This window comes from Streptomyces sp. NBC_00341 (genome assembly GCF_041435055.1).
GTDB lineage: Bacteria > Actinomycetota > Actinomycetes > Streptomycetales > Streptomycetaceae > Streptomyces.
The window spans coordinates 7,554,907-7,573,813 of the sequence record NZ_CP108002.1 but is presented as its reverse complement, the minus strand read 5'-3'; the positions used below and the strand labels follow the sequence as shown (position 1 = coordinate 7,573,813).

At 72.0% G+C, this 18,907-nt stretch carries 15 protein-coding genes; 4 read left to right on the top strand and 11 right to left on the bottom strand.

Translation table 11 applies throughout. The features are described from left to right. Nucleotides 1-104: 104 nt before the first annotated feature. The 6 genes from OG892_RS33910 to OG892_RS33885 form a co-directional block, all read right to left on the bottom strand. Complete coding sequence (locus OG892_RS33910; RefSeq protein WP_073734229.1) at nucleotides 105-1,067, bottom strand: LD-carboxypeptidase; 963 nt, start codon at nucleotides 1,065-1,067, stop codon at nucleotides 105-107. Further along, nucleotides 1,064-3,049 carry an LpqB family beta-propeller domain-containing protein gene (locus OG892_RS33905; RefSeq protein WP_371631083.1) on the bottom strand — a complete coding sequence of 662 codons (1,986 nt, stop codon included), beginning with the start codon at nucleotides 3,047-3,049 and terminating at the stop codon, nucleotides 1,064-1,066. The genes OG892_RS33910 and OG892_RS33905 overlap by 4 nt, the downstream gene beginning before the upstream one ends. Before the next feature lie 21 nt (nucleotides 3,050-3,070). Beyond that, complete coding sequence (locus tag OG892_RS33900) at nucleotides 3,071-4,414, bottom strand: M20/M25/M40 family metallo-hydrolase (RefSeq protein ID WP_371631082.1); 1,344 nt, start codon at nucleotides 4,412-4,414, stop codon at nucleotides 3,071-3,073. After that, complete coding sequence (locus tag OG892_RS33895; protein WP_371631081.1) at nucleotides 4,407-5,240, bottom strand: M55 family metallopeptidase; 834 nt, start codon at nucleotides 5,238-5,240, stop codon at nucleotides 4,407-4,409. Before OG892_RS33895 ends, OG892_RS33900 begins: the two co-directional genes overlap by 8 nt. 87 nt (nucleotides 5,241-5,327) lie before the next feature. Beyond that, entirely contained in the window at nucleotides 5,328-5,882 is a 555-nt protein-coding gene (locus OG892_RS33890) for a DinB family protein (RefSeq protein WP_371631080.1), read from the bottom strand. Nucleotides 5,883-5,960: 78 nt separating this feature from the next. Continuing rightward, nucleotides 5,961-6,962: an aldo/keto reductase gene (locus tag OG892_RS33885; protein WP_073734225.1), complete on the bottom strand. Its 1,002-nt coding sequence runs from the start codon at nucleotides 6,960-6,962 to the stop codon at nucleotides 5,961-5,963. Nucleotides 6,963-7,091: 129 nt separating this feature from the next. On the opposite strand from OG892_RS33885, the gene OG892_RS33880 reads away from it, so the two are divergent. Then, the gene (locus OG892_RS33880; RefSeq protein WP_073734224.1) at nucleotides 7,092-7,982 is read left to right on the top strand and encodes a LysR family transcriptional regulator; all 891 of its coding nucleotides are present in this window, start codon (nucleotides 7,092-7,094) and stop codon (nucleotides 7,980-7,982) included. A 43-nt stretch (nucleotides 7,983-8,025) separates the two neighbouring features. Here the strand turns inward: OG892_RS33880 and OG892_RS33875 are convergent, their stop codons facing one another. From OG892_RS33875 to OG892_RS33860, 4 genes are all read right to left on the bottom strand, one after another. After that, nucleotides 8,026-8,745, bottom strand: coding sequence for a class I SAM-dependent methyltransferase (locus OG892_RS33875; RefSeq protein WP_073734223.1), 720 nt, complete (start codon nucleotides 8,743-8,745; stop codon nucleotides 8,026-8,028). Nucleotides 8,746-8,858: 113 nt separating this feature from the next. Then, nucleotides 8,859-11,315: a SpoIIE family protein phosphatase gene (locus OG892_RS33870; RefSeq protein WP_328864729.1), complete on the bottom strand. Its 2,457-nt coding sequence runs from the start codon at nucleotides 11,313-11,315 to the stop codon at nucleotides 8,859-8,861. 159 nt (nucleotides 11,316-11,474) lie between these two features. Then, the gene (locus tag OG892_RS33865; protein ID WP_073734221.1) at nucleotides 11,475-13,925 is read right to left on the bottom strand and encodes an MFS transporter; all 2,451 of its coding nucleotides are present in this window, start codon (nucleotides 13,923-13,925) and stop codon (nucleotides 11,475-11,477) included. Nucleotides 13,926-14,112: 187 nt separating this feature from the next. Further along, nucleotides 14,113-14,556 carry an SRPBCC family protein gene (locus OG892_RS33860; protein ID WP_073734220.1) on the bottom strand — a complete coding sequence of 148 codons (444 nt, stop codon included), beginning with the start codon at nucleotides 14,554-14,556 and terminating at the stop codon, nucleotides 14,113-14,115. 148 nt (nucleotides 14,557-14,704) lie between these two features. On the opposite strand from OG892_RS33860, the gene OG892_RS33855 reads away from it, so the two are divergent. From OG892_RS33855 to OG892_RS33845, 3 genes are all read left to right on the top strand, one after another. After that, nucleotides 14,705-15,754, top strand: coding sequence for an Rv2578c family radical SAM protein (locus tag OG892_RS33855; RefSeq protein ID WP_073734219.1), 1,050 nt, complete (start codon nucleotides 14,705-14,707; stop codon nucleotides 15,752-15,754). Nucleotides 15,755-15,913: 159 nt separating this feature from the next. Continuing rightward, nucleotides 15,914-17,515 (top strand): alpha/beta hydrolase, encoded by a 1,602-nt coding sequence (locus OG892_RS33850; protein ID WP_371631079.1) that lies wholly within the window; start codon nucleotides 15,914-15,916, stop codon nucleotides 17,513-17,515. Between the two features lie 50 nt (nucleotides 17,516-17,565). Further along, nucleotides 17,566-18,120, top strand: coding sequence for a GNAT family N-acetyltransferase (locus OG892_RS33845; RefSeq protein WP_073734217.1), 555 nt, complete (start codon nucleotides 17,566-17,568; stop codon nucleotides 18,118-18,120). A gap of 20 nt (nucleotides 18,121-18,140) precedes the next feature. On the opposite strand, the gene OG892_RS33840 is transcribed toward OG892_RS33845, so the two are convergent. Further along, nucleotides 18,141-18,713: an adenylosuccinate lyase gene (locus OG892_RS33840; protein WP_371631078.1), complete on the bottom strand. Its 573-nt coding sequence runs from the start codon at nucleotides 18,711-18,713 to the stop codon at nucleotides 18,141-18,143. Nucleotides 18,714-18,907 lie beyond the last annotated feature (194 nt).

Genomic DNA, 18,907 nt, shown 5'->3' with positions numbered 1-18,907 from the left:
CTCGGCCCCCGGGGCACCAGGATGACTCCGTCCGGGGGCCGGGGGCCGTTCTGTACGCCCATTCGGGTGACAGCGGCGCGGGCAGGCGTGCCGGTCCCTCCCGCTCAGAGCAGCGCCGCGACCTGGACCGTGAGGGTGGCCGGGCCGCCGTCCGCAGGCGCGTCGAGTACGGCCGGCGCCCCGAGCGGGATCGTCAGCCCGGTGGGGCCGTGCCCGAAACCCAGCTCCTCGACGACGGGGACACCGAGGCCGCCGAGCCGGTCGGCGAGCACCGCCCGCACCTTCTCGTACGGCCCGCAGCCCATCCAGGAGCCGCAGGCCACCCCGGCGACGCCGTCGAGCGCCCCGGCCCGCAGCAGCTGGGTGAGGATGCGGTCGATGGCATACGGGGACTCGCCGGTGTCCTCGATGACCAGCAGCCCGCCGCGGGCCGGTCGCCGGGCGTGCGGGGTGCCCAGTCCGGCGGCGAGCAGGCTCACGCAGCCGCCGTAGGTGATCCCCCCGGCCCGGCCGGGCGCCAGCACTCCCGCCCCGTCGAGACCCAGCGTCCGCACGGTCTCCGGCTCGAACAGGGTGGCCCGCAGCGACTCCTGGGTGCGCGGGTCCTTGAGGAAGGCCTCCGTGCCCACCATGGGGCCGTGCAGGGTGGCGAAGCCCGTCCGGATGGCGAACGCCTCGTGGAGGACGGTGATGTCGCTGTAGCCGACGAACGCCTTGGGTCCGGCGGCCCGGATCGCCGCCCAGTCGACCAGATCGACCATGCGGTGCGCCCCGTACCCGCCCCGTGCACAGATCACCGCGTCGACCGACGGATCGCACCAGGCCTCCTGGAGATCCCGGGCACGCGCCTCGTCCGCACCGGCCAGGTAGTCGAGGCCGGGGTGTACGTCCAGGACATGAGGCATCGTCACGGTTTCGAGGCCCCAGCCGCGCAGGATGTCCAGGCCGGGCTCCAGGCGGTCGACGGGTACGGGCCCGCTCGGGGAGACGACGGCGACCCTGGCGCCCGCGCGCAGCCGGGCGGGGCGGGTGAGCGGGGCTAGGGGCGCGGAAGGCGCGAGCGTCACTTCCGCAGCTCCAGCCTCGGCACGTCGGGCCTCTCGATGCCGAAGGTCTGGGCGTAGAGGGAGAGTTCGGCCTCCAGCGCGCTGATCATGGTGTCGGCGCGGCGGAAGCCGTGGCCCTCGCCCGGGTAGGTGAGGTAGGCGTGCGGGATGCCGCGCCCCTCCACGGCGGCCAGGAACCGCTCGCACTGTACGGGCGGGCAGATCGGGTCGTCCTCGCCCTGGAGCAGCAGGAACGGTGTGGTGAGCCGGTCGGTGCGGGTGCTCGGAGAGCGGTCGCGGTAGCGCTCGGGGACCTCGGCCAGCGGGCCCACCAGCGATTCCAGGTACTGCGACTCGAAGTCGTGGGTCTCGCCGCTGCCCCAGCCGGTCAGGTCGAGGATGGGGTAGATGATCGTGCCGCAGGCGTAGACGTCGGTGCCGGTCAGCGAGGCGGCCGTGGTCCAGCCGCCGGCGCTGCCGCCACGGACGGCGAGCCGGTCCGGGTCCGCGGTGCCCTCGGCGGCGAGCGCGCCGGCCACGGCCGCGCAGTCCTCCACGTCGACGACGCCCCACTGTTCGCGCAGGCGGTTGCGGTACTCCCGTCCGTAACCGGTCGAGCCGCCGTAGTTGACCTCGGCCACCCCGATGCCGCGCGAGGTGAAGTAGGCGATCTCCAGGTCGAGGACGAGGGCGGCGTGCCCGGTGGGGCCGCCGTGCGCCCATACGACGTAGGGCGGCAGTTCGCCGGCCGGTCCGGTCCGGTCGGGGCTGTGCGGCGGGTAGATGTGGGCGTGGATCTCCCGGCCGCCGGGACCGGCGAAGGTGCGCTCCGCGGGCTCGGGGTAGTACGCGGGGTCGACGGCGTCCTCGTGCTCCGCCGCGATGATCCGGGTGTGCCCGGTCGCTGTGTCCAGCTCCACGATCTCGTACGCGCTGTGCGGGCTCGCGGCGATGCCGATGACCCGGCTGCCCTGTACGGCGAGCGTCCCGGCCCATTCGGTCCAGGGCCCGGCGATGTCGACGAGCGTCCCGGTCTCCGGGTCGAGGACGGAGAGCGTGGTGGCGCCCGTGCCGTGCAGGGTGGCGATCAGCCCGTTCTCCAGCGGCCGGAACCAGCTGAGCCCGATCTTCCACAGCGGTCCGGCGAACTCCTCCTGCCTGGGGCAGAGTTCCACCGCGCTGCCGTCCGGTTCCGCGCGGTACAGGTTCCACCAGCCGCTGCGGTCACTGGCGAAGAGCAGCCGTCCGTCGTCGGCCCACTGGATCTGCGGTACGGATTCCTCCGGACCGCCCAGCAGGGTCCGGGGGGCGTGGAACGTTCCGTCGTCACCGATGTCCGCGACGATCACCTCGGTGCCGTCCCACGGCATCCGCGGGTGGTCCCAGGCGATCCAGGCCGCCCGCCGTCCGTCGGGCGAGAGCTCGGGTCCGGTGACGAACCGGTGCCGGTCGTCGGAGAGTTCGCGTACCGCGGAGCGGTCACCGGCCGCCGATCCGTCCAGCGGCACGGCGGCGATCAGCCTGCGCAGTTCGGCCGGCCCCTCGCCGGTGAACTCCTCCAGGACGCACCAGACCTCGCCGGAGGCGCCCCGGTCCGGACGCAGTCGCGGATCGGCCCAGCGCAGTCCGCCGCCGACCGCCGAGACGGGGGTGAGCGGCCACGGCTCGCCGGGCCCGTCCGGCTCGTAGGCGTACAGCCGTTGGTCGTCGAAGTGGACGAAGACGATCAGCGGGCCGGCCTCGGCGCGTTCCGTACCCGTCCAGGGCCGTCCGCCGTACTCGATGACCCGGCTGCGGACGTTCCAGGGGGCGGGCAGCTCCTCGGTGGTGCCGTCGGCCAGTCGTCGCACCAGGGCGCGCCGGCCGGACTCGGCCGGGCGGGGTTCCGTCCACCACAGTTCGTCGCCGACCGCTTCGACGTACTCGGGCCGGCCGTCCCGCGAGGCGGCCAGCGCGGCGTCGATCGGGGACGGCCAGCTTCCGTAGGCCTGCGTGGTTGCCATGTTCGAATTCCCCCGAGTGGTTCAGGCGGTGCGGAGATAGTGGTCCAGGACCCGGACGCCGAAGTGCAGCGCCTCGACGGGGACACGTTCGTCCACGCCGTGGAAGAGGGCCTGGTAGTCGAAGCCGACGGGCAGCTTCAGCGGGGAGAAGCCGTAGCCGGTGATGCCGAGCCGGGAGAACTGCTTGGCGTCGGTGCCGCCCGACATGGAGTACGGCACCACATGGCCGTCCGGGTCGAACCGCTCGACGGCGGACCGGAGTTTCGCGTACGTGGGCGAGTCGACCGGGGCCTGGAGGGCCACCTCGCGGTGGTGGAACTCCCAGTCGACAGAGGGTCCGGTCAGCCGGTCCATGGTGGCGTGGAACTCGTCCTCGCCGCCGGGCACCGTACGGCCGTCGATGAACGCGGTGGCGTGGCCCGGGATGACGTTGACCTTGTACCCGGCGTCCAGCATCGTCGGGTTGGCGCTGTTGCGGACGGTCGGCTCGATGAGGGCGGCGGCCGGTCCGATCTTGCCGAGAAGCTCGTCCACGTCGAAGCCGGGGGCGTCGAGGTCGGGGTGGATGCCGTGCAGTGCGGCGATCTCGGTGAGCGCGGCCCGGACCGTCGGGGTGAGGCGCACCGGCCACTCGTGGGCGCCGATCCGGGCGACGGCGGCGGCCAGCGTGCTGACCGCGTTGGCCTTGTTGACCTTGGAGCCGTGCCCCGCCTTGCCGTGGGCGGTCAGCTTGAGCCATCCGGTGCCGCGCTCGCCCGCCGCGATGGGGTAGAGCGGCATGTTCGGCCCCGCGTGGAAGGTGAAGGCACCGGATTCGCTGATGCCCTCCGTACAGCCTTCGAAGAGTCCGGGGTGCTGATCGGCGAGGAAGCCCGAGCCGTCGTCGGCGCTGGCCTCCTCGTCGGCGGTGTACGCGATCACGATGTCGCGGCGGGGCCGGACGCCCGCCCTGGCCCAGTACCGGACGACGGCGAGGACCATCGCGTCCATGTTCTTCATGTCGATGGCGCCCCGGCCCCAGACGACACCGTCGCGGACCTCACCGGAGAAGGGGTGCACGGACCAGTCGTCGGCCTCCGCGGGCACCACGTCCAGGTGTCCGTGGACCAGCAGCGCGTCGGCGGACGGGTCTGTGCCGGCGATCCTGGCGACCACGTTGGTGCGGCCGGGGGTGCGCTCCAGGAGCGTCGGTTCGAGTCCGGCGGCGGCCAGCCGCTCGGCCACGTACTCGGCCGCCGGGCGTTCGCGGCAGTCGCCGCCGCCCCGGTTGGTGGTGTCGATGCGGATCAGTTCGGAGGTGAACGTCACCGATTCGTCGAGCGCGAGTGCGTCGACGCCGCTCCTGGGGTTGGTCACCTCAGCCATACTGTTCCTCCACGGCGGACGACACGATGGTCGTCACCGCCTTGAACGTGCGGATACCTTCGTACATCGTCTCGCTCGTATAGACGACACGCCTCTCGCCGGAGACCGCGACGCCCGGTACGACGGTGGCCGCCGCTGCCAGGTGCTCGGCGTCGAACTCCAGCTCCACGGTGAACGGTCCGCCGTCGACGGGCGAGTACCGGCCCGCCAAAGCGACCGCCTCCTTGGCCGCCGCACGGATGTCGGCGGCGGTACGGGCGGGGGTGCGGCAGACCGCCGCGTAGCGCGAGACGTAGTCCTTGACCGCGACCGTGCGGGCGTCGGGCGCGTAGCCCGCCGCATCGACACAGGTCAGGTCGTCCCCGGTGACGAGCACGACGGGGACGCCGTACTCGGCCGCGACGTGCGCATTCAGCAGCCCCTCACTGGCCCTGATCCCGTTCAGCCAGACCCCGGTGATGGAGTTGGCCAGATAGGTGTGGGCCAGGACGCCTTCCGTACCGGCACCCGTGTGGTAGCCGATGAAGGCGACCGCGTCGACGTCCCCGTGCTGGATGCCCTCCACCATGCTGAGCGACTTGTGCTTGCCGGTGAGCATCTGGACCCGGTCGTCGAGCCGTTCCAGGAGCAGGTTGCGCATCGTCCAGTGGGCCTCGTTGACGAGCACCTCGTCGGCGCCCCCGTCGTAGAACCCGAGGGCCGCGGCGTTGACGTCGGAGGTGAACAGGGAACGGCAGCGCTCCCACTGCGGCGTGCCGGGCAGCACATCGGCCGGCCAGGTCACGCCGGTGGCGCCTTCCATGTCGGCACTCACGAGGATCTTCATGCGGCCACACGGTACGCGTCACAGAACGGGCAGGCCAGGGCTGTCGGGACCTCCATTGGTCCATTCCACTGAAGGGCGCCGTGCGGCTCAGCCCCGTGGATAGTCACCGGTCTCGCCGTCGGTCCGCTCGCGCAGCAGATCCGCGTGGCCGTTGTGCCGGGCATATTCCTGGATCATGGCCAGGTAGACCCAGCGCAGGCTGCAGGTCCTGCCGCCCTGCGCCGTCACGAAGGTCTCGTCGAGGTCCCGGCCCGCGACCGCCTCCCCGGCCGCCGCGACCTCGGCCAGGTAGGCCGCGTAGTCGTGCTCCGCGCGGGCCGGGTCCACACCCTGGAGACCTTCGTCACCGTCGTCCGGCCCGGTGAACACCTCACCGAGCGGCTGGCCGGCGAAGCTCCGCCGGAACCACCAGCGTTCGATCTCGGCCAGATGCCGCACCAGCCCGAGCAGGCTGAGCCCGGACGGTCCTGCGGTGGTGCGGGCCAGCTCCTGAGGGCCGAGTCCGGCGCATTTGACCAGGAGCGTCTCGCGGTGCCACTGGAGCCAGCCGGCCAGCATGGTCCGCTCGTCCGCGGTGCCGGGTGCGTTCAGCTGGAGGCCGTCGGGGGTCGTACGGGTGCGGTGGGGCGCCGTCCATGTCATGGCGGCCATCCTCACAGCCCGCTGCCGGACGGGGAGTGCGGGCTCCCCTGTTGCGGGGCGCCCGCACGCGCGGCTGTCTCAGCGGCGCTTCGCGCCCTTCAGCAGCTTCTCGATCCGCTTGAGCTCCTTGTCGCTGAACTCCAGGTTGCGGACCGCCTGGACGCTGTTCTCCAGCTGGGCGACGCTGCTCGCACCGACGACGGCGGAGGTGACCCGGCCGCCGCGCAGCACCCAGGCCAGCGCCAGCTGGGCCAGCGACTGGCCGCGCTCGGAGGCCAGTTCGTCGAGCTCGCGGAGGCGTCCAACCAGCTCAGGGGTGACGGAGTCGGCCGACAGGAACGGGCTGCTGCCCGCCGCCCGTGAGCCCTCCGGGATGCCGCGGAGGTAGCGGTCGGAGAGGATGCCCTGTTCCAGCGGCGAGTACGCGATGGAGCCGGCGCCCAGCTCGTCGAGGGCGGTGAGCAGGCCGTCCTCGGCCCAGCGGTCCAGCATCGAGTAGCGCGGCTGGTGGATGAGCAGCGGGGTGCCGAGGTCCTTCAGGATGCGCGCGGCCTCCCGGGTCTGCTCGGCGGAGTAGTTGGAGACGCCCACGTAGAGCGCCTTGCCCTGCTGGACCGCCGAGTGGAGGGCGCCCATCGTCTCTTCGAGCGGGGTCTCGGGGTCGGGGCGGTGGGAGTAGAAGATGTCGACGTAGTCGAGCCCGAGCCGGCCGAGGCTCTGGTCGAGCGAGGAGAGCAGGTTCTTGCGCGAGCCCCACTCCCCGTACGGGCCGTCCCACATCAGGTAGCCGGCCTTGGTGGAGACGATGATCTCGTCCCGGTGCCGGGCGAAGTCCGTGGCCAGCGCGCGGCCCATCGCGGTCTCGGCGGAGCCGGGCGGCGGTCCGTAGTTGTTCGCCAGGTCGAAGTGGGTGATGCCGAGGTCGAAGGCCCGGCGCAGGATCTGCCCCTGGGTCTCCGGAGTCCGGTCCCCGCCGAAGTTGTGCCACAGGCCGAGCGAGAGGGCCGGCAGCTTCAGACCGCTGCGCCCGGTGCGCCGGTAGGGCATGTCCTGGTAGCGGTCTGCGGACGGGATGTACATGCGGGGCTCCACGGGAGAGATCGTTCCGGTCCACGACGGGGTACGCCGTGCGGGCTCCAGGCTCGCGCAGAACGATCCAGCAGTCCAACAGGAGATTCCGCTTGGATTCAGCGCCTATATTTCTCAATCATGGAGTTGCGCCAGCTGGAACACTTCGTCGCGGTCGCCGAGGAACAGCACTTCACCCGGGCCGCCGAGCGCCTCGCCGTGTCGCAGTCCGGCCTCTCCGCCTCCGTCCGGGCGCTGGAGCAGGAGCTGCGGACCCCGCTGTTCAGCCGGACCACCCGCAGCGTCCGGCTGACCGAGGCGGGGCGCGCCCTGCTGGTGGAGGCCGAGCGCACGCTGGCGGGCGCGCGGGCGGCGAAGGACGCCGTCGACGCCGTACGGGGGCTGCTGCGCGGCACCCTGTCGGTGGGGGTCGAGCAGTGCGTGGCCGGGGTGAGTCTGCCCCGGCTGCTCGCCGCCTTCCACCGTGAGCATCCGCACATGGAGATCCGGCTCCGCCAGGAGGGGACGACGAGTCTGGTGGACGGGGTGGCCGGCGGGCGGCTCGACATCGCCTTCGCCGCCACGGTCAGCTCCGTGGAGTGGCGCGGCGAGCTGGTCCCGCTGGCCCGTGAGCCCATGGTCCTGCTGTGCGCCCCCGGCCACCGGCTGGCCGCGAGGGACCGGGCCGGGTGGGACGAGCTGCCGGGCGAGCCGTTCATCGACTTCCATCCGGACTGGGGTCCGCGCCGGGCGGCCGACGAGGCGTTCACGGCCGCGCTGGTCCGCCGCACGGTGGCACTTGAGGTGAACGATGTCCACAGCCTGCTCGAACTGGTGCAGGAAGGGCTCGGCATCGCGGTGGTGCCGCACCACTTCACCCGCAAGCCCGAGGCGCGGGGCCTGGCGACGGTACGGCTGGACGGGCCCGTCCAGCCGTACTACGAGAGCGTCGTGGTGCTTCCGGACGCGCGGGTCATGAGCCCCGGGGCGCGGGCGCTCATGACCCTGGTGCGGGGGCAGGACGCGCGCTGAGGTCTCTCCCGGCCCGGGACCCCGGCGCGCTCGCGGACCCCGTTCAGCCGACGGCCAGCACGAACCACCTGGCCGGCAGGTCGATCCGGGTCCCGTCGGGCAGCTGCTCGGTCTGCGGCAGGGCCGTGCGACCGCTGTCCAGCGTGGTCAGCCCAGCAGCGCTCAGGAGGCCGGGCACCTCCTCCTCGGCGGCATCCGCCGGTTTGAGCCCGTGGTCGTAGACCCGGCGCAGCTTCTTGGGCGGACCGTCCGGCCCCTGTGCCGCCAGCCGGAGTACGTCCTTGGAGGCCGGGGTCAGCTCCGCCACGAAGGCCCGGCCGCGCGCGCCTAGCAGCGTCGCCACTGCTGCGGCCACCGCGGGCCTGGACTCGGCCTCGCTCTGGTGGATCACCGCCCGCATATAGACGTTGGCGTCCCCTATCCGCTCGTGCAGGGCGCGGACCGCGTCGCCGTCGGTCAGGTCGAGCTGGGCGAACTCGGCGACGCCCTCGGTGTCCGCCCGGCGGGCATGGCCGATCGCGGCGTGCGAGAGGTCCACTCCGATGGCGTGGGCGAACCGGGTGGCGAGGTAGCGGGTCTGGGTGCCGTTGCCGCAGCCGAGGTCGACGACGGGCAGCGAGGCGTCGGCGTACGGCAGGAGCAGTTCGCTGTGCGGTACGGCGCTCAGTGAGGGATCGGAGTCCCAGATCGCCTCGCCCGGCGCGTCCGATGTCGCTTCCCAGAAGCCTTCCCACGCCTCGCGGTACCGCTGTGGATCGTTCATGCGCACTCCCAAGTCCGGTCACGAAGAGGCACCTTGTACGACAAGGGACTACCTTCCCCGGCGGGTCGGGGCAAGTGCGCGCACGTAATCGGCAGCCGGTGGCGGCCTCTCCCTTACCTGCGGTTACCGCCGTTCCGCCGGCGGCCGGGCAGCCGGGAGAGCGCCAGCTCGAACCAGACGGTCTTGCCGCGGGCCGTCGTGCTGCTGCCCCACTCCCGGGCGAGGCCGGTCACCAGGACGAGGCCGCGGCCGAACTCGTCCTCCGCGGTGGCGTCGAGGAGTGCGGCGGGGGCGGGCTCGTCGTCGCTGACCTCGCAGAGCAGGGCGCCGGTACGCACCAGGCGGAGACCGATGTGATGGGTGCGTCCGTGCTTCACGGCGTTGGTGACGAGTTCGCTGACCATCAGCTCGGCCGACTCCACGGCGTCGGGCAGCTCCCAGTCGAGCAGCTTGCCCCGGACCATCCGGCGGGCACGCGCCACCTCGCGCGGGTCCAGGGCGAGTTGCCACTCCGCGACGTCGTCCTCCGGGATGCCGTTGAGCCGGGCCATCAGCAGGGCGACATCGTCCTTGCGGCCGTCGCGGGGGTTGAGTGCCCGGATGATCGTGTCGCAGGCGTCGTCCATGGACGCGGCGGGATGCGCGGCGGAGGCGCAGAGCGCGGCGAGACCGGCACCGATGTCCTGGCCGCGCACCTCGACCAGCCCGTCGGTGCAGAGCACCAGGCGGTCGCCCGGCAGGACCCGTACGGTCGCAGTCGCGAAGGCCACCCCGCCGACCCCGATCGGGGCGCCGGTCGGCAGATCGAGCAGCTCGGCCCGGCCGTCCTCGGCATGGACCAGTACCGGCGGGATGTGCCCGGCGTTGGCGATCTGGAGCTCGGAACGGATCGGGTCGTACACCGCGTAGAGGCAGGTGGCGAGGTACTGCTCGCCGAGGCGCTGGGCCAGGTCGTCCAGATTGCGCAGCAGCTGCGCGGGCGGCATCTCCATGGTGGCCATGGTCAGCACTGCGGTCCGCAACTGGCCCATCATCGCGGCCGAGTTGAGACCGTGCCCCATCACGTCGCCCACGACGAGGGCGGTCCGGGAGCCGGGAAGTTTCACCGAGTCGAACCAGTCGCCGCCGACCCTGCCGAGCCGGGCGCCCGGCAGGTAGCGGGTGGCGATGTCGCAGCCGGCCATGCGTGGCTCGACCTGGGGCAGCATGCTGTCCTGGAGGGTCTCGGCGACGTTCTCCTGGTAGGTGTACATGCGGGCGTTGTCGAGGACGAGCCCAGCCCTGGCGGCGAGTTCCGCGCCGGTGGTGCGGTCCATGTCGTCGAAGGGCTCCCGCCCGGGGCGCCGCATCAGGACCATGAAGCCGAGCACTACGTCGCGGGCCTTGAGGGGCACGATGAGCAGGGACCGGTGGGTGATCAGCGGACGCAGGTCGCGCTTCTCGAACTCGCCGGAGATCCGGTTGCTCAACTCCTCGCTGACGTACGGGATGATGACCGGCTCGCCGGTGACCATGCACTGGAAGAAGGGGGTGTGTTCCGGGAAGGCGATGGACTCGCCCACCGGCACGGTGTCGTCCCAGCGGCCGGGTTCGTCGTTGTGCTCGACCCAGACCCGGTGCCAGACCGTCGTGACGTCGGGCGGGCCGTCCGGGAAGCCCTCACCGGCGAGGACGGCGGCGCGCAGATGCGTACCCGCGAAGTCGGTGAAGCGGGGCACGGCGGCGCTGGTGACCTCGCGGATGGTGCGTTCCAGGTCGAGGGAGGAACCGATTCGGCCGCTGACCTCGTTGAGGAATTCCAGCCGCTCACGGACCGCCGCGTATTCGAGGTCCAGCTCGGGGCGGGGCACCGCGCGGGGTGCGAGCTGCCCGACGTCGATGCGCTGCGAGGCCTCTGGGCCGCGGTGTCCGACGCGCTGCGGCACTCCCCAGTCGGGGGTCACCGGGATCCGGTCGTGGCGGCTGAAATCCAGTACGGGGTAGCCGAGTTCGAGTACCTGGGAGACGATCCTGGTGGCTTCTTGGACGCTCATGCTGGGCAGGATTTCGGGCAGCCGACCGGACAGTTCCCGGTAGCCGGGGAAATCGGTGTGCAGGGCGAATCCGGGTGCGACCGTCTCGGCGCCCCGCCCCTCTCCCGCCCCGCCGCCGCGTACCTGCGCGGAGTCCGCGGCGAGCACGAGCAGCCGCTCCGGGCCGGGCCCGACGAGCGGATAGGCCCACCACAGGACCTCGATCCGGCCCCGGTCCGGTCCGTCCACCCGGGCCCGGCCCGCCGTCGGGTAGGCGGCGGTGCCGCTGAGGGAGCTGTCCAGTTCCGGACCGAACTCGGCGTACATCGCGTCCTGCGTCGGTTCGCCGCGGTCCTGCAACGCCCCCGCGACCGGGAGCAGTTCACCGGCCGGGCAGCCGACCGCTTCCTCCCGGGCGACACCGAAGAGTTTTCTGGCACCGGACGACCAGTGCGACACCCGTCCGTCCGCGTCGACGACGACCACGGCGAGCGGCACACGGCCCGCCGCGGCGTCTCGCGGTTGAGGTGTCCTGTGCTCCGGCACATCGAGGTCCATGGGTGGAAGGCTCCTTCCCCACCGCAAGGTTCTGCGGTACGTGGCTCCACCGTACGGGGCCGTGACCGACGCCCGCCGGTCATCGACAGAATCACCCGCGAAGGTGGTGCGCCCCGCGCACCCGGGGGGCGCATCACCCTCGCCACCGCTGCCGCGGAGTCAGTCCTCGTGGCCCAGCTGAAGGTCCCGCTCGGTGCGCCCGCCGCCCGCGACCTGGAGGACCGTGGCCACCGGCGGGTAACCGGCGGCGATCACGGTGTACTCGCCGGTGGACAGGTCGACGAACCGGAAGGCGCCGTCGGGCCCGGTGGTCAGGGTGTCGACCACATTGCCCGCCGCGTCCAGGAGCGTGACCCGGGCGTCCTCGACGAGCCGCCCGCCACTGGCGCGCACGACGCCGCGCAGCACGGCGCCGCCGGCCAGCTCGATGTCCTGCCGGGTCTCCCGGGCCGCCTGCACGCTGACCGGCAGCGCGGCGGGCCGGAACGCGGGAGCGCTGGCCGCGAGGGTGTACTCCCCCGCCACCAGTTCCGCGATCACATAGCCGCCCTCCCGGCCGCTGCGGGTGGAGGAGACGACCTCGCCGCGTACGTCGGTGAGCGTGACGGCGGCGTCCCGCACCGGAACACCGTCGGCCGTCAGGACGGTCCCCGCCAGCCGGCCCGCCCCGCCGAGCACCACGTCGAGCTCCACCGGCCGCTCGCCCACGGTGACGCTGACCGCCTGCGGCTGGTGGCCCCCCGCGGCGGCGATGAGGACGTACGAACCGGCGCCGGGGACGCTCAGCGCGTACCGTCCCTCCTCACCGCTGGCGCCCCTGCCGACCTGCTGCCCCTGGACGTCGATGAGGGTGAGGGCGGCGCGCGGGACCCTGGTGCCGTCGGGGTGCTGGACGCTGCCGCTGACGGGCACCCCCGCGAGGTGCCCGGCGGGCTGGGTGCCGAGGTCCACGCGGGCGGAGGGGATCGTCGCGGGCTCTGCTGCGGTTTCCGGGTTGTGGTGGGACACCAGCGGTTTCTCCTTGAGGAAGAAGGCGAAGAACAGGCCGAGCACGAGGACCGGCACAAGGTAGAGGAAGATCCGGGGCATCGCGTCCGCGTACGCCTGGATATAGCTGTCGCGCAGCGCCGGCTCCATGGCGTGGACCAGCTGCGGGGTGATCGACTCGGGGTCGGGCAGACCGGCTCCGGCCGGCAGGCGCACCGCGAGCGCGTCGGCGAGGCGCCCGGCGAAGAGCGTGCCGAACACGGCCGCGCCGACGCTGCCGCCGATCTGCCGGAAGTAGTTGTTGGCGCTGGTGGCGGTGCCGAGGTCGGCGGGCCGTACGGAGTTCTGCACGGCGAGCACCAGCACCGGCATGATCAGTCCGATCCCGAGCCCGAGCACCGCCTGCGAGATGCTGTACTCCAGCCGCGGGGTGTCCGTTTCGAGCCGGGACAGCAGCCACATGCCGATCGCCGCCAGCGCGCTGCCGGCGATCGGGTAGACGCGGTATCTGCCGGTGCGGGAGATCAGCTGGCCGGAGATGACCGAAGCGGCGACGATGCCGCCCATCATCGGAAGCATCAGCAGGCCGGACTCGGTGGCGGTGGCCCCGTCGACCATCTGCAGGAAGGTCGGCAGGTAGCTGGCCGCGCCGAACAGGGCGACCCCGACCACCGCGCCGACGAGTGCGCTGACGTTGAAGATCGAGTCGCGGAACAGCCGCAGCGGAATGATCGGTTCGGGCGCGCGGTGCTCGACGACGATGAAGAGCAGGGTCGTTACGACGGCTCCGGCGGCCAGTCCCAGGATGGTGCCGGAGCCCCAGGCGTACTCCGTACCGCCCCAACTGGTCACCAGCACCACGCAGGTGGAGGCGGCGGCCAGCAGCACGGCGCCGAGGATGTCGAGCCGGGGCCGGACGGCCGGCTTCGGCAGCTTCAGCACGACGGTGATGACGGCGAAGGTGACCAGGCCGAACGGGATGTTGATGTAGAAGCACCAGCGCCAGGAGGCGTGGTCGGTGAAGAAGCCGCCGAGCAACGGGCCCGCCACGGAGGCGAGTCCGAAGGCCGCGCCGATGAGCCCCATGAACCGGCCGCGCTCCCGGGGCGGCACGACGTCCGCGATGATCGCCTGGACGCCGATCATCAGCCCGCCGCCGCCGACGCCCTGGAGGGCGCGGAAGGCGATCAGTTCGTCCATGGTGCGCGACCAGCCGGCCAGCGCGGAGCCGATGACGAACACGACGATCGCGAACTGGAAGACGCCCTTGCGCCCGAAGAGGTCGCCGAGCTTTCCGTAGACCGGGAGCCCGATGGTGGAGGCGAGCAGATAGGCGGTGACCGCCCAGGACATCTTCTCCAGGCCGTGCAGCTCACCGACGATCTTCGGGAGCGCGGTGGCGACGATCATCTGGTCGAGCGCCGCGAGCAGCAGCGTGAGCATCAGCCCGATGAAGATGAGCCGGATGCGGCGCGGGTCCGTCTCGAAGCCGGGCGGCATGACCGCGGCCGGTGCCGTCGCGGGTGGAACGGGCGGCGGCGGGGGCGGTTCGGACGTCCGCACCGTCGCGGTGTCGCCCGGACCGTCGGGCTCGTCCTTCACCAGAGTGATCCCACCCACCACGTGCCGCTCCCCTCGTCGCGTCTGCGCCGCCCATTTCTCGCATCGCGATACAAGGGAGGGCAAACGCGGCGGGGGGCGCTGGCGGCGCATACGGAGGGCTTATCCCCCGGTGAGAGCCACTACGGCGCACAACCGGGCGGATGAAAAGACCACCCGAACCGGTGAGGCGGGAAAGCGGGACCGGGGGTTACTTCTCCACCTCTGTGGCGAGATTCTGCAGCAGTTCGTCGTAGATGCGGCCGAGTCCCTTGGGCGCGAAGGTCCGCTCGAAGAATCCGCCGATGCCGCCGGCGCCGTCCCACACGGTCGAGACGACGGCCTTGGACCTGCCCTCGCCGGCCGGGGTGACGGTCCAGGTCGTGACCATCGAGGAGTTGCGGTCCTTCTCCACGAGCTGTCCGTCCGTGGGCTCGCCGACCTCCAGCAGGCAGTCGCGCACCCGCTTGCTGGTGGCCTGGAGCTTCCAGTGGACGAGGGTGCCCTCCCCGTCGCCGCCCTCACGCACCTCGTACTCGCTGAACTGGCCGGGCAGCACCTTGCCGCGGACGTCCTTGTAGTCGGCCAGCGCGTCGAACACCGCTTCCGGGTCCGCCGCGATGATCCGCTCTGTCGTGGCCTCGACCTGCGCCATGGCTGTTCCTCCAGCACTCGGTTGTTCGGGGTGTGCTGAGCCAACCACCTCCGGCACCCGGCTCAAAATCCGGCCGGGGACGAAGGGGAGGAAACGATCAAGGGAACAAGTGTTCTATTCTCTGGTCAGTGCTACCTAGGAGGCGTCCATGCGCTGGGACAATCTGGCAGATAACCCCGCCAAGACCACCAAGAGCGGGGAAGCCGCGCTCTTCGCCGCGGACGCGGTGACGACGCGCACCTTCGACACTCCGGAGTTCCGCGGCATCACCTTCCACGAGGTCCGGGCCCGCTCGATCGTGAACCGGGTGCCCGGCGCGTCCCGGATGCCCTTCGAGTGGACCGTGAACCCCTACCGCGGCTGTTCGCACGCCTGTGTCTACTGCTTCGCCCGCAAGACCCACAGCTATCTGGACCTCGACACCGGGCTCGGCTTCGACTCCCAGATCGTCGTCAAGGTCAACGCCCCGGAGCTGGTACGCCGCGAACTCGCCTCCCCGCGCTGGCACGGCGCGCACATAGCGATGGGGACCAATGTCGACTGCTACCAGCGGGCCGAGGGCCGCTACCGGCTGATGCCCGGCATCCTCACGGCTCTGCGCGACCACGCGAACCCCTTCTCGATCCTGACCAAGGGCACGCTGATCCTGCGCGATCTGGAACTGCTTCGGCAGGCCGCCGAGGTCACCGAGGTGGGCGTCTCGGTCTCCGTAGGCTTCGTCGACCCCGAGCTGTGGCGCACCGTGGAGCCCGGCACCCCCTCCCCCGAGCGCCGCCTCGACGTCGTACGCGCCCTCAGCGGGCACGGCATCGGCTGCGGGGTCCTGATGGCGCCCGTCATCCCGTTCCTCGGGGACCGGCCGGAACAGCTGCGGGCGACCGTCCGCGCGATCGCCGCCGCCGGTGCGACCTCGGTGACCCCGCTCGTCCTGCATCTGCGCCCCGGCGCCCGGGAGTGGTTCATGGAGTGGCTCGGCCGGCACCACCCGCAGCTGGTGGGCCGTTACGAGCGCCTGTACGCGGACGGGGCGTACGCGCCCACCTGGTACCAGCGCCGGATCACGCGTCATGTGCACGAGCTGGCGACCGAGTACGGCATCGGGCCCTCGCGCCGGGGCACCTCCCGCGCGCTCCCCGCGCGGGACGAGCCGCAGCCCCCGCCGGAAGGCTCCGAGCCGACCCAGCTGACCCTGCTCTGACCGGGCCGTCGCGGCCGCGACGGCTGCGGCGCGCCGGGAGCCCGCACGGCAAACGGGTCATCTCTCATCACAACAGGTCCTTCCGGTCCCGAATACGGGGAGCATCCCGCGGGGGCTGCCGCCACGCGCAGCCGTGTTCCCCCCATCACGGGAGGCCATATGACGAAACGTTCAGGAATTCTGTTCGCCGTCGGGGCGACGGTCGCCGGTCTGGTGACCGTCGCCCCGTCCCCGGCGACCGCCGACACGGGCACGCAGCGCGTCGCGGCGCTCAAGTGGACCGACTGCGCCACCAAGGCGTCCCCGACGCTCCAGTGCGCGTCGGTGAGCGCCCCGCTCGACCATGACGACCCGTCGGGCCGGAAGGTCACCCTCGCCCTGACCCGGGTGCCGCACACCTCGAAGACCTTCCAGGGCCCGTTGCTGGTCAACCCCGGCGGTCCCGGCGGCAGCGGACTGTCGATGGCCGGTTTCGTCGCCGCCTCGCTGCCGAAGGCGGTGGCCGCCCAGTACGACGTGATCGGCTTCGATCCACGCGGCGTGGGCAAGAGCCGGCCGGCCCTGGACTGCGTGCCGAAGTACTCCGATCCGGTGCGGCCGGACTCGGTGCCGAACTCGCTGGGGGGCGAGCGGGTCAACCGGGACCGCGCCCGGTCCTTCGCGGCCGCCTGCGGCAGGAAGTACCCGGACCTGCTGCCGTACATGGACACGGTCAGCGCGGCCAAGGACCTCGATGTGATCCGCCGGGCAGCCGGGGCGGCCAAGCTCAACTACCTCGGGTACTCCTACGGCACCTACCTGGGTTCGGTGTACGCCAAGCTGTTCCCGGACCGGGTGCGGCGCCTGGTGCTCGACTCGAACGTCGACCCGACCGGCATCTGGTACGACGACAACCTGAGCCAGGACTACGCGTTCGACACTCGGCACAAGGCGTTCATGGCCTGGGTGGCGAAGTACGACAGCACGTACAAGCTGGGCAGCGACCCCGCGAAGGTCGAGGCCGTCTGGTACCGGATGCGGAACGCCGTCAAGAAGCATCCCGCGGGCGGGAAGGTCGGCGCGAGCGAGCTGGACGACACGTTCCTGCCGGGCGGCTACTACAACGGCTACTGGCCCGCGCTGGCCGAGGCGTTCGCCGGTTACGTGCACCACAAGGACGAGAAGACGCTGGTCAAGGCGTACGAGCGGTTCGGCGCGGTCGACGCGGAGGGCGACAACGGGTACTCGGTCTACACGGCCGTGCAGTGCCGTGACGCCCAGTGGCCGCGCGACTGGAACGTCTGGCGCAACGACGCCTGGCGCGTGCACAGCAAGGCGCCCTTCATGGCCTGGAGCAACACCTGGTACAACGCGCCGTGCGCCGACTGGCCGGTGGAGCCGCTGAACCCGGTCCGGGTCTCCAACCACGGCCTGCCGCCCGCGCTGCTCTTCCAGGCAACGGACGACGCGGCCACACCGTACGAGGGCGGGGTCACCCTGCACCGCAAGCTCCGCGGCTCCAGCCTGGTCGTCGAGCAGGGCGGCGGCAACCACGGCGTCACCCTGAGCGGCAACGACTGCCTCGACACGTATCTGGCGGACTATCTCGCCAAGGGCACCGTGCCGCGCGGTAAGGGCGGCGACGTGGACGCGGTCTGCGCCAAGTCGCCGGACCCGAAGCCCGCGACCGGCAAGACGGCGAAGACCGCGAAGGCGGCACCCCGCGCAGGCACCGGGGACCGGGGCAGCGCACTGCACGGGATGCTCGGCTTCCGGGGCTGACGGGCCGAAACCGCGTTCCCCATCGGGGGCGTGCGCGAGAGGATGGGCGGATGACCACCCGCCCCACTCCGGCGCACGCTCCCGAACCGCTGGTCCGGGACATGACCATCGATGACTGCGAGGCGGTGTCGGCGGTCCGGGTGCGCGGCTGGCGGAGCGCGTACGCCGGGCTGATGCCGCAGGCGTATCTGGACGCGATGAGCGTCGCCGAGGACGCGGAGCGACGCAGAGGGTTCTTCACCGAGGGCAACGAGGTCGTCAACGTGGTGGCCGAGCGGGCGGGCCTCGGCGTCATCGGCTGGGCGGCGTACGGGCCGTACCGCGAGAACGGCGCACGGCTCGCGCGCGGCGAGCTGTACGCGATCTACGTACTGCCGGAGCTGACGGGGACGGGGGTGGGCCGGGCCCTGATGTCCGAGGTGCTGGCGCGCGCCGGCGCGGCGGGTCATCCGGATCTCGCGCTCTGGGTGCTCAGGGAGAACGCGCCGGCCCGCCGTTTCTACGCCCGCGCGGGCTTCCGGCCGGACGGCGCCGAGGAATCCTTCGAGGTGGACGGCGTACCGGTGCCCGAGGTGCGTTACGTACGCCCGCTCGGCGCGCCCTGAGGCGCGCGGGCTACACCACCTCAGGGCGCCGGCAGCCGGCTGAGCGCCTCCCCCGCCGCGTCGCCCAGCCGGGGGTGCGGCAGGGCCGCCTCCAGCAGCGGGCGGGCCCGTACGTCACCGAGCGTGCCCAGCTCCTCGACACAGGCGAGCGCCACCCGCCAGTACGGTTCGTCCGGCCCGAGGAGCCCGCGCAGGGTGGTCATCAGGGCCGGCACGGACTCCGGGGCGCGCAACTCACCGAGCAGCCGGACCGGGTACAACGCGTAGGCGGTGCGCAGGGAGTTGGTGGCGAGCGCGGCGGCGGCGCGCGGGGTGCGCGGGTCACCGAGGCGGGCCAGCGCGTGCGCGGCCCCGGCGCAGCGCTCGGGGTCGCGGTGGTTGAGCAGCAGCACCAGGGTCTCGAAGGCCCGGCGGTCACCGCCGCAGCCCAGCCGGAACGCCGCGATCTCGCGTGCCCACAGCGGGCGTTCGCGCTCGATGAGGACCCGTGCCAGCTCCTCGTCGTCCTCGGTGGCGACCAGCCGGTGGTAAGCGGCAGACCCTCCAGCTTCATCGGCCAGCCGGTGCGTCAGTGACCGCAGCTCCTCATCCATGACCGTCAGCTTATCGGTGAGCACACAGCGTTCCGGAGGGCGTGTCGAATGTGAGGGGGCCCACAACATCCCAGGGCTGGCGCGCTCGTTACTCGCCGGTTAACCTCATGTGAGCGGGACACTCCCCCGCCGGCTCCGGTGGCCTGGTGACGCAGCCACCCGGAGTGGATGTCGGTTCGGCAGCTTCGCGAGGC

What these genes read in the sequence shown, in the direction of transcription:
- OG892_RS33905 (WP_371631083.1), bottom strand. Translation starts at nt 3,049, where the DNA reads ATGGCAACCACGCAGGCCTACGGAAGCTGGCCGTCCCCGATCGACGCC.
- OG892_RS33895 (WP_371631081.1), bottom strand. Translation starts at nt 5,240, where the DNA reads ATGAAGATCCTCGTGAGTGCCGACATGGAAGGCGCCACCGGCGTGACC.
- OG892_RS33880 (WP_073734224.1), top strand. Translation starts at nt 7,092, where the DNA reads ATGGAGTTGCGCCAGCTGGAACACTTCGTCGCGGTCGCCGAGGAACAG.
- OG892_RS33850 (WP_371631079.1), top strand. Translation starts at nt 15,914, where the DNA reads ATGACGAAACGTTCAGGAATTCTGTTCGCCGTCGGGGCGACGGTCGCC.
- OG892_RS33870 (WP_328864729.1), bottom strand. Translation starts at nt 11,315, where the DNA reads ATGGACCTCGATGTGCCGGAGCACAGGACACCTCAACCGCGAGACGCC.
- OG892_RS33875 (WP_073734223.1), bottom strand. Translation starts at nt 8,745, where the DNA reads ATGAACGATCCACAGCGGTACCGCGAGGCGTGGGAAGGCTTCTGGGAA.
- OG892_RS33855 (WP_073734219.1), top strand. Translation starts at nt 14,705, where the DNA reads ATGCGCTGGGACAATCTGGCAGATAACCCCGCCAAGACCACCAAGAGC.
- OG892_RS33845 (WP_073734217.1), top strand. Translation starts at nt 17,566, where the DNA reads ATGACCACCCGCCCCACTCCGGCGCACGCTCCCGAACCGCTGGTCCGG.
- OG892_RS33890 (WP_371631080.1), bottom strand. Translation starts at nt 5,882, where the DNA reads ATGACATGGACGGCGCCCCACCGCACCCGTACGACCCCCGACGGCCTC.
- OG892_RS33900 (WP_371631082.1), bottom strand. Translation starts at nt 4,414, where the DNA reads ATGGCTGAGGTGACCAACCCCAGGAGCGGCGTCGACGCACTCGCGCTC.
- OG892_RS33860 (WP_073734220.1), bottom strand. Translation starts at nt 14,556, where the DNA reads ATGGCGCAGGTCGAGGCCACGACAGAGCGGATCATCGCGGCGGACCCG.
- OG892_RS33885 (WP_073734225.1), bottom strand. Translation starts at nt 6,962, where the DNA reads ATGTACATCCCGTCCGCAGACCGCTACCAGGACATGCCCTACCGGCGC.
- OG892_RS33840 (WP_371631078.1), bottom strand. Translation starts at nt 18,713, where the DNA reads ATGGATGAGGAGCTGCGGTCACTGACGCACCGGCTGGCCGATGAAGCT.